Source organism: Actinomadura chokoriensis (genome assembly GCF_039529475.1).
Lineage (GTDB): Bacteria > Actinomycetota > Actinomycetes > Streptosporangiales > Streptosporangiaceae > Spirillospora > Spirillospora bangladeshensis.
Window position 1 is genome coordinate 755,619 of record NZ_BAAAMW010000001.1, and the last position, 12,256, is coordinate 767,874.

The window sequence follows — 12,256 nt, forward strand, 5'->3', positions numbered from 1 at the left end:
ATACCGCCGCGCACGATGTCACACAAGCGAGACTGGAGGCATGGCAACGCTCGACGGGCGCCGCGTCCTCACGCGCGCCGACCTCATGGCCGAGCACGGGCTCGGGCGCAGCACGCTGGAGAAGTGGTACCGCGAACGCGCGTCCAACGGCCACCCCGAACCGGCCGGGACGGTCGGCTCCCAGCTCGCCTGGGACGCCGGCGAATGGGACCGATGGTACGCGACGCACCGCTCCCGCGGCGTCCCGACGGGCCTCGCGAGCCGCGACGAACTCGCCGCACGGCACGGCGTCAGCCGGCACCGCCTCAAGCAGCTGTGGGCGGACCGGGCGGCGAACGGCCACCCCGACGTCGCGCACCGGTCCGGCAAGGCCATGTACTGGGACGAGGCCGCCTGGACGTCCTGGTACCGCGCCCTCGGCGAACGGCCCGCCGCCGAGGACCCCGACGACCTCGTCTCGCTGGCGGACGCGGCCCGCATCCTCGGCCTCGCCCAGACGAGCGTCACCGTCTACGCCAAGCGCCCGCCCGCCGGCTGGCCCGAACCGGCGCAGGTGGAGCCCCTGGGCGGCGGCCGCGTCCGGCGCCTCTACCGCCGCCGCGACATCCTCGCCTACGCCGCCTCCCGCACCCGCTGAGACTCGGCGTTCTCGGCACGCTGCAAAGCCCTACGGGGTGAAGTGGGTGAGAACCTCGGGGTTGGCCATGGAGTCGCGGTTGGCGGCCTTGTCGACCGGGGTGCCCTGGAGGATCTTGCGGACGGGGACCTCCAGCTTCTTGCCCGACAGCGTGCGGGGGATGCCGGGGACGGCGGTGATCTCGTCCGGGACGTGCCGGGGCGACAGCGACGAGCGGATCTCGCGCCGGAGGTTCCGCACCAGGTCGTCGGTGAGGTCCGCGCCCTCGGCGAGCTGGACGTAGAGGAGCAGCCGGCCCTCCTGGCCGAGGCGCCCCGTGTCGATGACGAGGCTGTCGGTGATCTCCTCGAACGCCTCGACGACCCGGTAGAAGTCGGACGTGCCCATGCGGACGCCGCCGCGGTTGAGGGTGGAGTCGGAGCGGCCGTAGATGACGCAGCCGCCGTCCGGCAGGATCTTGATCCAGTCGCCGTGCCGCCACACGCCCGGGTACATGTCGAAGTAGGAGTCGCGGTAGCGGTCGCCGTTCTCGTCGTTCCAGAAGAAGACGGGCATCGAGGGCATCGGCTCGGTGATGACCAGCTCGCCGACCTCGTCCACGACGGGCTTGCCGTCCTCGGCGAACGCCTCGACCCTGGCGCCGAGTCCGCGGCACTGGATGACGCCCGCGCGCAGCGGGAGCAGCGGCGACGGGCCGACGAAGCCGGTGCACAGGTCGGTCCCGCCGGAGAATGAGCCGAGCAGCAGGTCCTTGCCGACCGCGTCGTAGACCCAGGCGAACCCCTCCGGCGGGAGCGGCGAACCGGTCGAGCCGATGCCGCGCAGACCGGACAGGTCGTGCTCCTCGCCGGGACGGCGTCCCTCCTTGGCGGACGCGGTTATGTAGGGCGCGCCCACACCCATGTAGGTGACGCCGTTGTCGGCGGCCAGCGACCACAGGTCGAGCGGGGCGCCGTCGTACATGACGATGGTGGAACCCACCAGGAGGCCGCCGATGAGGTAGTTCCACATCATCCAGCCGGTGGTGGTGAACCAGAAGAAGACGTCCTCGGGGCCGAGGTCCTGGTGGAACGACAGTGCCTTGAGGTGTTCGAGGACCACACCGCCGTGCCCGTGCACGATCGGCTTGGGCAGACCCGTCGTGCCGGACGAGTAGACGACCCACAGGGGGTGGTCGAACGGGACGTCCTCGAACTCCAGCGTGTCGCAGTCGGGCCGGGGCAGCTCGCCGTAGTGCATGCCCACCCGCAGCCCCTCGGGGGTCGCCGCCGGGTCGAGGTACGGGATCAGGACGGTGGCGGCCAGGCTGGGCAGGGCGGCCTCGATCTCGCCGACGACGTCCCGCCGGTCGAACCGCTTGCCGTTGTAGGCGTAGCCGTCCACGGCGATCAGGACCTTCGGCTCGATCTGCGCGAACCGGTCGATGACCGAGGACGATCCGAAGTCGGGCGAGCAGGACGACCAGATCGCGCCGAGGGACGCCGTCGCCAGGAAGCAGATCAGCGCCTCGGGGATGTTCGGGACATAGGCGGCGACCCGGTCGCCCCTGCCGACGCCCAGGTCCGCGAGGCCCGCGCGGACCTCCGCGACGTGCAGCGCCAGCTCCCGGTACGTCAGGACCCGGTGCCCGCCGGCCTCCGACCGGAAGATCACCGCGGTCTCGTCCGGGGTCTCCTCCGCCCGGCGCAGCGCGTTGGCGGCGTAGTTGACGGTCGCGCCGGGGAACCATGTGAGGCCGTCCACCGGCATGGGGCCGCCCGTCCGGACGGGGCCGTCACCGCGCTCGCCGACGACGTCGAAGTACGACCAGATCGCGTCCCAGAACGCGTCGACCTCCGTGACCGACCAGTGCCAGAGCTCGTCGTAGGACTCCGCGCGGACGCCCCGCTCCCACAGCCAGTGGACGAACCGGGTCACGCGCGCGTCGGCGACGACCTCCTCCGACGGCTCCCACAGCGCCGAACCCTCGGAAACCCCACCGGCCATCTCGCTCCCTCCCCTGCCGCGCCACGGTGCGCGGCCATCCCAATATCGGCCCGGCCCCGGACACCGCGCAACCTGCCCGATCCGCCCGCCGCTACGCGCTGGGCGCCCCGCCTTATCCCAGGCGAAACCCCCGTCCGCGAACACCCCGTGCGCCCACACACCCCTGGGCCGGGTCATCCTCACCGCCCACACAACCCGGCTTTTCCACAGAACCGCATTCCAGTTCCCCGGCTCCCCGAGCCTGCCGACACTGGGTGCCACGGGGGCGCACCGACAGGAGGAGACGGATCGGTATGGGGTCAGATACGGGTCAGATCGGCCACGGCCGACACAACGGCGTCGGTGTCGGCGAGAGTCGCGAGGACGGTCTCCGCACCGGCGGCACGGAGTTCGGCCTCGGTGGCACTGCCGGTGGCGACCGCGATGATCGGGGAGCCGGCGATGTGGGCCGCCTGGACGTCGCGGGGCGAGTCGGCGATGTAGACGGTCGCGGAGTCGGGGTAGCTCGTGCCGTGCCGGTCGCCGGCGCGGCTGCGGGCCAGTTCGAGGAGGGCGGCCTTGCTGTAGACGCCGTTCTCGTAGCCGCCGGCGTCCAGGTCGAGGCGCCCGGCGAGGCCCAGCTCCCTGACCTTCAGCATGGCGTTCGGCTGGATGGAGCCGGTCAGCACGGACTGCACGACACCGGGGACGTGCGCGAGCGCCTCGACGGCCTCCCCGGCACCGGCCAGGACCCGCCCGTGCGAACGCAGATCGGCACCGCGGGACGCGAACGCCTCCGCGAGCGCGTCGAAGAACGCGGGCAGATGGTCGTCGGTGGTGACGACGTCGTTGAACGCGAGCGTCTCAAAGATGATCTCGGACTCGGTGCGGCCGGGGGTGGGCGCGAGCCGGACCAGCGGCCGCCCGATGGTCCGCTGGAACGCCTCGGCGTAGGCGTCCCGGGTGACCCGCCCGACGTCGACCAGCGTGTGATCGATGTTCCACAGCACCAGACGGTTCAGCGTCGACATCCCGTTCCCATGCGCGGTCGGAGGAGCATCGGCGGACACGCGACCCCGGCACCCGCCACGATGAGCGACCTTATCGTCCGGCCTCCCCGGCCCCACCGCAACCACCCGCCCGAAACCCGCCCGCGCACCGTGCGGGACGGCTGTCAGGGGCCCATGTGGGGGTAGCGGTAGTCGGTCGGCGGGACGAAGGTCTCCTTGATGGAGCGGACGCTCGTCCAGCGGGTGAGGTTGAAGATGGAGCCGGCCTTGTCGTTGGTGCCGGAGGCGCGGGCGCCGCCGAAGGGCTGCTGGCCCACGATCGAGCCGGTCGGCTTGTCGTTGATGTAGAAGTTCCCGGCGGCGAACCGGAGCTTCTCGGTGGCCTCGGCGATGGCCGCGCGGTCCTCGGCGATGATCGCGCCGGTCAGGCCGTATTCGGAGACGCCCTCCATCTGGACGAGGACGGTGTCGTAGTCGCCGTCGTCGTAGACGTGCACGCCGAGGATCGGGCCGAAGTACTCGCGGGTGAAGATCTCGTCGGTCGGGTCGGACGACTCCAGGACGGTCGGGCGGACGAAGTAGCCGCGCGAGTCGTCCAGTTCCCCGCCGACGAGGATCTTCATGGTGTCGATGCCGCGGGCGCGCTCGATCGCCGCGCGGTGCTTGGCGAACGCGCGGTCGTCGATGACGGCGCCCATGAACGTGGACAGGTCCTCGGCGACGTTGCCCATGGTCAGGGACTCGGTCTCGGCGCAGAAATCGTCCCGCATGCGGTCCCAGACGGAGCGCGGGATGTAGGCGCGGGACGCGGCGGAGCACTTCTGCCCCTGGTACTCGAACGCGCCGCGGACGAGCGCCGTCTTCAGCACGGCCGGGTCGGCGGACGGGTGCGCGACCACGAAGTCCTTGCCGCCGGTCTCGCCGACGATCCGCGGGTAGCCCCTGTAGCCGCCGATGTTCTCGCCGATCGTCCGCCAGAGCGCCTGGAACGTGGCGGCCGAGCCGGTGAAGTGCAGCCCGGCGAGGTCGGGGTGCCGCAGCGCCACGTTGGAGACGGCCCGCCCGTTCCCGGTGACCATGTTGATCACGCCGGGCGGCAGTCCGGCGGCCTCCAGCAGCCGCATCGTGAAGTGCGCGGCGAGCTGCTGCGTGGGCGACGGCTTCCAGACCACGACGTTGCCCATCAGGGCGGCCGAGGTCGGCAGGTTCCCGGCGATCGCGCTGAAGTTGAACGGGGTGATGGCGAGGACGAAGCCCTCCAGCGGCCGGTACTCCAGCCGGTTCCACACGCCCGGCGACGACAGCGGCTGCTGCTCGTGGATCCGCTGCGCGTACGCGACGTTGAACCGCCAGAAGTCGATCAGCTCGCAGGCGGCGTCGATCTCGGCCTGCTGCACCGACTTGGACTGGCCGAGGACCGTGGCGGCGTTCAGCGTGGCCCGCCACGGCCCGGCGAGCAGATCGGCGGCGCGCAGGAAGATCGCGGCGCGGTCGTCGAACGCCATGGCCCGCCACGCGGGCGCGGCCTCCTCCGCCGCGATGACGGCCTCGGTGACGTCCGCCTCGGTGGCGTCGCCCATGCGCCCGAGGACGTGCGCGCGGTTGTGCGGCTCCACCACGTCGATGGGCGTGCCCGCGCCCATGCGCCGCTCCCCGGCGATCGTCATCGCCAGCTCGGTCTGCGTCCCGCCGAGCTCCTTGATCCGCGCCTCCAGCGCGGCCCGCTCCGGGCTCCCCGGCGCATATCCCTTGACCGGCTCGTTCACCGGTACCGGCACTGTGGTGGCGGCGTCCATCTCACGGCTCCCTGCGCTCCGACGACGTTGTCGACCTGCCCGAGCCCCTACCCGCCCCAACCCAAAAATCGACAAACCGAAGAAGCCGACCGAGTCCCACCCGCCACCGCGAGGACGGTCGGGTGCTTGCGAAGCTGGGTGCGCTCACCCCAGAACAGCTCCGCCCCCTCAACGCCGTCCATGCCACCCACCACCCACGACCAACGCCATGCCCAAATGTTCAGCGGTCTCGGCCTGGGACGGTCTCGACCTGGGACGGTCTCGGCCTGGAGCGGTCTCGGCCTGGGGCGGCGTCGCCTGGAGCACCGGTTCGGTGAACCCGGCCGGGGTCAGGGGAGGAGGTCTGGGAGTTCTTGGGTGGCGTACCAGAGCAGGTCGTGGCCTTCGGCGCCGTCCACGGTGAAGCGGGCATCTTCGTCGCCGGCGTCGGCGGCGGCCAGGGCTTCCACCGCGGCGGTGATGTCGGGGGCGGCGTCCGGGTCGTCCACGTGGCCGGAGGCGATCTTCTTCCACGGGACGGTCGTGGAGAGTTCGACCAGGGCGCGGTCGCCGTTGGCCAGGTCCGTGTTGGACCAGGCGATGGCGGCGTCGGGCACCTCGGCGGCCAGGACGACGCGGCGGCGCGGGGCGGACGGGTCGGCGGCGAGGAGGCGGAGCGAGGCGCGGGCGGCGGCGGACATCGCCGCGTACTCCAGCTCCTCCAGGTCACCGCTCGCGTACCACTCGCGGAGCGCGGGCGTGACCGCGTGGGCGGCGAGCGGCGCGGGGCCGATCTCGCGCGCGGCGTGGACGCCGGCGAGGAGCGGCAGCGTGGACGGCAGGTAGACGCGCATGACGATCAGCAGTCTGCCAGAACGTCAGGGCAGGAGGTCCAGGGCGCGCAGTTCCGCGATCGTGGTGTCGGGGGCGGTGTGGTGGATGCCACGGATGCCGAGGGCCTCGGCGGCCCGGATGTTGTGCTCGATGTCGTCGATGAAGACGCATTCGGCGGCGTCCAGGCCGAGCAGGTCCAGGGCGTGCCGGAAGATCCGCTCGTCGGGCTTGCGCATGCCGACCTCGGCGGAGATCACGACGGCGTCGAACAGGTCGGCGAACAGGTCGCGCGGGTACTCGTTGCCCCAGGAGTTGGACAGCAGCGCGGTGCGGGTCCCGGCGGCGCGGGCGGCGCGGAGCGCGGCGTACATCGGCTCGACCGGGGTGAACGCGCCGAACATGCGGGCGATGAGGCCGGCGGCCTCGACCGGGCCGCCGTCGACGGTGAGCAGCTCGGCGGCGAGCAGGCGCTCGAACTCGGCCACGCCGAGGGAGCCGTCCTCGAGCCCGTGGATCGGGTTCGTCCCGGCGCCGTCGTAGGCCTGCTTCACCCAGGCGCGCATGACGTTCTTGTAGTGCTCGGCGTCGATGCGGTCGGCGGCGAGCCAGACGGCGATGGCGTCGGCGAGGGGGGACGTCAGCACGCCGCCCCAGTCGGTGATGACGGCTTTGACCGGTTGTTCGGAGGGCACGGCCCGATGGTAGGCGATCCCGGCCCCTCCGACCGAATCTCGTTCTGCCAGAATGCGCGGCATGGACTTCGAACTCAGCCCGAAGGCACGCGAGTACCAGGAACGCCTCCAGGAGTTCATGGACGGGTTCGTCTACCCGGCCGAGCCGGTGTACGCAGCGTGGCGTGCGGAGAACGACCCGCACGCGCTGCCGCCGGTCGTCGAGGAGCTGAAGGCCGAGGCACGCAGGCGCGGGCTGTGGAACCTGTTCCTGCCGGACGTGTCCGGGTTGACGAACCTGGAGTACGCGACGCTCGCCGAGCTGACCGGGCGGTCGCCCGACCTCGCGCCGGAGGCGGTCAACTGCGCCGCCCCCGACACCGGGAACATGGAAGTCCTGCACATGTTCGGGACGGACGAGCAGAAGCGGCGGTGGCTGGAGCCGCTGCTGAACGGCGAGATCCGCAGCGCGTTCGCGATGACCGAGCCCGAGGTCGCCTCCTCCGACGCCACCAACATCACGACCTCGATCGTCCGGGACGGCGACGAGTATGTGATCAACGGCCGCAAGTGGTTCATCACCGGCGCCGCCGACGAGCGCTGCAAGATCTTCATCGTGATGGGCAAGACCGACCCGGACGGGCCCGTCCACCGGCAGCAGTCGCAGGTGCTCGTGCCGCGCGACACCCCGGGGCTGACGATCGTCCGGCATCTGCCGGTGTTCGGCTACCAGGACCAGCACGGCCACTCGGAGATCCTGTTCGAGGACGTCCGGGTGCCGGTGTCGAACCTGATCGCCGACGAGGGCGACGGGTTCATGATCGCGCAGGCGCGGCTCGGGCCCGGCCGCATCCACCACGCCATGCGGGCGCTCGGCATGGCCGAGCGGGCGCTGGAGCTGATGTGCCGGCGCGCCGTCGACCGGGTCGCGTTCGGCGGCCCGCTCGCCAAGCAGGGCGTGGTCCGGCAGCAGATCGCCGAGTCGCGGATGGCGATCGAGCAGGCCCGCCTGCTCACCCTGAAGACCGCCTGGCTGATCGACAGGCACGGGTCCAAGGGCGCCCGCTCCGAGATCGCCGCGATCAAGGTCGTCGTGCCGCGGATCACCCACGAGGTGCTCGACCGCGCCATCCAGGTCCACGGCGGCGCCGGGGTGTCCGACGACACGCCGCTCGCCGCGATGTACGCCTGGGTCCGCGCCATGCGGATCTTCGACGGCCCGGACGAGGTGCACGTCCGCACCGTCGCCCGCCAGGAACTGCGCCGCTACGAGAGCTGACCCCGCCCCGGCGGGAGGCGTCCGTGATCATGCGATCGATGCGGGGACGATCGCATGATCACGGATCCCTCGATCGGCCGGCGTCTCCCCCGGTCCGCCGGCCCCCTGGCCGGACGGTCCCCGGACTGACTCCTCCGGTCCCCTGGCCTACACGGCCCTTCCCCGTTCCCCTTTCCCCGGTTCACCGGCCCCGCACAACCCGGCCCCGGCCTACTTCTCGCCGATTCACCGACCCTGCACGGGCCGCTCCCCGGTCCTTTCTGCCGGTTCACCAACCGCACAGTCCGGCCCCGGCCTACATCTCGCCGGCTCACCGGTCCTGCACGAGCCGCTCCCCGGTCCCTTCCTTCAACTCACCGGCCCGCACAGCCCGGCCTCGGCTTGGTTCTTGCCGGGTCGGTGTTGCGCGGCCGTTCCCCTGTTCCTTCTTCGGGTTCACCGGTCTTGCGCAGCCGGTCTCCCGTCCGCTCACGCCGGTTCTCGGTCCTTCATGGCCGGTCTGCGGCTGTTCTCGCGGGCCTTTGTGGCTCGTCGCGGTCCCCTCTTCCGGTTCCGTCGGTCCCTTGCCGGGTGGTTTCGGGGTGGACGGGTGCCGGGCATTTTTCGGGTTGCCGGCCCTGCACGGCCGGGTCCCCCGGGTTCTTCTCGTCGGTCTTTTCCGGTCCCTTTTGGCGGGGCTCTGCGGCCCTTCGCCTCGGGGGGTGTGCGCTGTCGGAGGTCAGGCTGAGCGCAGACGTTGCAGTGCCTCGCGGACGCCGCCGTCCGTCTCCTCCAGGACGGTCGTCGCGCGTGCCGCGGGCACCTCGCCGAGCAGCGAGACCAGTGCCACGCGGGTGTTCCCCCCCGCCTCGGTGAGCGCGTTCTCGCAGGTGCGGGCGTCCATGCCGGTCGCCTCCGTGAGGATGCGCACCAGCCGGGCGCGCAGCTTGGAGTTCAGCGCGTTCACGCTGACCATCAGGTTGGAGTACGTGCGGCCCATCCTGATCATCAGCGTGGTGGAGAAGGAGTTGAGCACGAGCTTGGTCGCCGTGCCCGCCTTCATCCGGGTGGACCCGCTGATCACCTCGGGCCCGGTGGCGAGGCCGATGTGCACCTCCACCTCGTCGCCGTAGGGGGTGTGGGGGTTGCAGCTGATCAGCGCGGTGCGCGCCCCGACCGCGGCGGCGGCGCGCAGCGCCCCCACCACGTACGGGGTGCGCCCGCTCGCCGCGATGCCGATCGCGACGTCGCCGGGCCGGACGTCGCGGGCGTCCCGGCGGCCGAGCTCGACGTCGTCCTCGACGTCGGAGACCGCCTGGGACAGCGCGCCCGGCCCGCCGGCGTGGTGGGCGACCACCCGGCCCCAGATCCCGAACGTCGGCGGCAGCTCGGCAGCGTCCAGCACCGCGAGCCGGCCGGACGTGCCGGCGCCGAAGTAGTGCACCCGGCCGCCCGCGCGCAGCGACGCGACGGCGAGGTCCACCAGCCGGGCGACCTCGGGCAGGACGGCGGCGACGACCATCGGCACGGCCGCGTCCTCGGAGTTGATCAGTCGCAGCACCTCCATGGTCGGCAGCGTGTCGACGTCGAGGGTCCGGGGGTTCCGTCCCTCGGTGGGGAGCTCGCAATCGATCACCGACGCCTCCGGTCGGGTCGCACGGTCCGCCCGCGGACCGCCTCGAATGTGGCTTCCAGGGCCTTGCGGGTCGGCCCGTAGGTGCGCTGCGCCACTCCGACGAAGACGCAGTCGACCACGGTGAGCTGCGCCAGCCGGCTGGCGGTGGCGCCGGAGCGGAAGGTCGTCTCCCGCGCGGCCGTCGTCAGGATCAGGTCGGCCGCGTCCGCTATCGGGGACTTCGGGAAGTTGGTGAGCGCCACGGTCTTGGCGCCCCTGGTCTTGGCGACCTCCAGCGCGTCGATGGTCTCCACCGTCGCGCCGGTGTGCGAGATGCCGATCGCCACGTCGCCGCTGCCGAGGACGGCGGCGCTGGTCAGCATGATGTGCGCGTCCGCCCAGGCCGAGCACACCCGGCCGATGCGGTGCAGCTTCTGCTGGAAGTCGGCCGCGACGAACGCGCTCGCGCCGACGCCGTACACGTCGACCCGGTCGGCGGCGACGACCGCGTCCACGACCTGTTCGAGCATCTTGATGTCGAGCTGGGAGGCGGTCTCCTCGACGGCGCGCGCGTCGGCGAAGGTGACCTTCTCGACGATCTGCTCGAGGGAGTCGTCGGGGCTGATGTCGCTGCCGATGACCCGGCCGCCGGACGCGCTCTGCGCCCGTCCGGCCTCGGTCGCGAGGGTCAGCCGCAGCTCCGGGTAGCCGTGGAAGCCGATCGCCCGGCAGAACCTGATGACGGTGGTCTCGGACGTGCCGCAGGCCTGGGCCAGTTCGGTGATGGTGGAGTTGGCGACCCCCTCGGGGTCGTCGATGACGCGTTGCGCGACTCGTCGCTCGGCGGGGGGCAGCGAGGGCAGCAGCGAGCGCACCCGCACGACGGTGCTGAGCGGCGTCGCATCCCGGCCGGACGCCGCCGTCTCCGGCGGTACGCCGTGCTCCCCCGTGATCCCCCGCTCGGGGCCCTGGTCAGGGCCGATGGGTTTCCTCATGGAGGAAATTTTCTTACGCACAGGATGTCACGTCAACGGTAGAAAAGGCTACGGTCGCCATGTGTTGACCCATTTGGCCGGTCCTTACGTGGTCGGTATCGACGCGGGTGGCACGAAGACCCGCTGCGTCGTGCTGACGCTAGGGGGTGCCCTGGCCGGTTCCGGCACCGGCCCGGGGGCCAACCCCAACTCCGGAGGCGACACCGCGGGGGCGCTGACCACCGCCCTGCGGGAAGCGCTCGGGGACCTGGACCGAACCCTGATCCTCACCGGCGTGTTCGGCATCGCCGGCGCCGGCTCGGCCGGCCGGCCCGCCGCCGTCACGGCGGCGCGGCAGGCCTGGCAGGCCGTCGGACTGCGCGGCTCGCCCGCGGTGGTGACCGATATCGCGGTGGCGTTCGCCGCCGGGACCAGCGAGCCCAAGGGCATCGTGGTGTTCTCCGGCACGGGCGCCGGCGCGGCGGTCATCAGCGACGGGACGATCGTGCAGCGCGCGGACGGCTACGGCTGGCTCGTCGGGGACGAGGGTTCGGCGGTCTGGCTCGGGAAGGAGGCCGTCCGCGCGGCGCTCGCCGCCTACGACGGCCGCGGCTCCCCGACCCTGCTCACCGATTCGGTTCCGCGCGCGCTGCTCGGCCCCACCGTGGTCGCGGAGATCGACGGGGAGCGGCGAAGACCCCGACGTCCGAGGGCGCTGGCCATGGCCGGCGCCCCCTTGGCGTCTTCGGGGCCGCATCCGGGCGTCTCCGTGCTGCCGCACGCCGCCTCGCTCGCCTCCGGAGGGGCACCCCCCGCGGGGACCGGGACGGGAACCGCCGTCCTGCTCCCCGGCGACCCCTATCCCCCGTCCGGCTCCCGGCCGCCGCCCGGCGGCGGGGCCGGCTCGCACGGCCCGCCGGGCCCGCCGGGCCACGCCGGGCATACCGGGCCGCCGGGCTCGCTGGGGCCGCCGGGACACCCGGCGGCCCCCGGTCCGCCGGGGCACCCCGAACTGCCCGGAACGCCGCCCAACCCGCGGCTCGCCCAGGCGATCATCAAGGAGGTCTACGGCCGCCCGCCCGCCGCCCTCGGCCGGCTCGGCCCGGTGGTCGCCGCCGCCGCGGCCGCCGGCGATCCCGTGGCCCGGCGCATCACCGAGGAGGCCGCGCAGTGGCTGCTGCGCGACGTCGACGCGGTGCGCCCGGCCCTGTCCGACCCCAGCGCACCGGTCGTCATGCACGGCTCGGTGCTCCGTGAAGGCCCCGTCGCCGAGGCCGTCCGCACCGGGCTGCGCGACCGCTTCGCCGAGGCGCCGCGCTGCGCCGGCGACGGAGCCGTCGGCGCGGCCGGGATGGCGCTGCGCCGCCTCGGCCATCCCCTGCCCGGCTGAGCCGCCCCGCCCGCGCGCGGCGCAGGACATCCGGAGGACGGCACCGCGGCCGTCCGGTTCATCGCGATGGACCCCACAGATTTCGCAATCGCTTGCGAGTCCGGGGTCCATCGTGATTAAGCTGTTA

General features: G+C 72.5%; 10 protein-coding genes. 3 read left to right on the forward strand and 7 right to left on the reverse strand.

What is annotated here, in order from left to right; all coding sequences use genetic code 11:
- The first annotated feature begins 40 nt into the window (after positions 1-40).
- Positions 41-637, forward strand: a complete 597-nt coding sequence (locus ABFX46_RS03625; RefSeq protein ID WP_346039885.1) for a hypothetical protein — start codon at positions 41-43, stop codon at positions 635-637.
- Between the two features lie 30 nt (positions 638-667).
- On the opposite strand, the gene ABFX46_RS03630 is transcribed toward ABFX46_RS03625, so the two are convergent.
- From ABFX46_RS03630 to ABFX46_RS03650, 5 genes are all read right to left on the reverse strand, one after another.
- Positions 668-2,623 (reverse strand): acetoacetate--CoA ligase, encoded by a 1,956-nt coding sequence (locus ABFX46_RS03630; RefSeq protein ID WP_346039886.1) that lies wholly within the window; start codon positions 2,621-2,623, stop codon positions 668-670.
- Between the two features lie 299 nt (positions 2,624-2,922).
- Positions 2,923-3,633: an HAD family hydrolase gene (locus ABFX46_RS03635; protein WP_346039887.1), complete on the reverse strand. Its 711-nt coding sequence runs from the start codon at positions 3,631-3,633 to the stop codon at positions 2,923-2,925.
- Between the two features lie 143 nt (positions 3,634-3,776).
- Complete coding sequence (gene pruA / locus ABFX46_RS03640) at positions 3,777-5,408, reverse strand: L-glutamate gamma-semialdehyde dehydrogenase (RefSeq protein ID WP_346039888.1); 1,632 nt, start codon at positions 5,406-5,408, stop codon at positions 3,777-3,779.
- A 329-nt stretch (positions 5,409-5,737) separates the two neighbouring features.
- The gene (locus ABFX46_RS03645; protein WP_346039889.1) at positions 5,738-6,241 is read right to left on the reverse strand and encodes a DUF6912 family protein; all 504 of its coding nucleotides are present in this window, start codon (positions 6,239-6,241) and stop codon (positions 5,738-5,740) included.
- Between the two features lie 24 nt (positions 6,242-6,265).
- Positions 6,266-6,913 carry an HAD family hydrolase gene (locus ABFX46_RS03650; protein WP_346039890.1) on the reverse strand — a complete coding sequence of 216 codons (648 nt, stop codon included), beginning with the start codon at positions 6,911-6,913 and terminating at the stop codon, positions 6,266-6,268.
- Positions 6,914-6,974: 61 nt separating this feature from the next.
- Here ABFX46_RS03650 and ABFX46_RS03655 point away from each other — a divergent pair, with 61 nt between their 5' ends.
- A complete protein-coding gene (locus tag ABFX46_RS03655; RefSeq protein ID WP_346039891.1) occupies positions 6,975-8,171 on the forward strand; it encodes an acyl-CoA dehydrogenase family protein in 1,197 nt (398 codons plus the stop codon).
- 718 nt (positions 8,172-8,889) lie between these two features.
- Here ABFX46_RS03655 and ABFX46_RS03660 read toward each other — a convergent pair.
- Together ABFX46_RS03660 and ABFX46_RS03665 are read right to left on the reverse strand one after the other, a co-directional pair.
- Complete coding sequence (locus ABFX46_RS03660; RefSeq protein WP_346039892.1) at positions 8,890-9,786, reverse strand: N-acetylmuramic acid 6-phosphate etherase; 897 nt, start codon at positions 9,784-9,786, stop codon at positions 8,890-8,892.
- Positions 9,783-10,760, reverse strand: coding sequence for a MurR/RpiR family transcriptional regulator (locus ABFX46_RS03665; protein WP_346039893.1), 978 nt, complete (start codon positions 10,758-10,760; stop codon positions 9,783-9,785). Before ABFX46_RS03665 ends, ABFX46_RS03660 begins: the two co-directional genes overlap by 4 nt.
- A 61-nt stretch (positions 10,761-10,821) precedes the next feature.
- Here ABFX46_RS03665 and ABFX46_RS03670 point away from each other — a divergent pair, with 61 nt between their 5' ends.
- Positions 10,822-12,129 carry an N-acetylglucosamine kinase gene (locus ABFX46_RS03670; RefSeq protein WP_346039894.1) on the forward strand — a complete coding sequence of 436 codons (1,308 nt, stop codon included), beginning with the start codon at positions 10,822-10,824 and terminating at the stop codon, positions 12,127-12,129.
- The last annotated feature ends 127 nt before the right edge of the window (positions 12,130-12,256 follow it).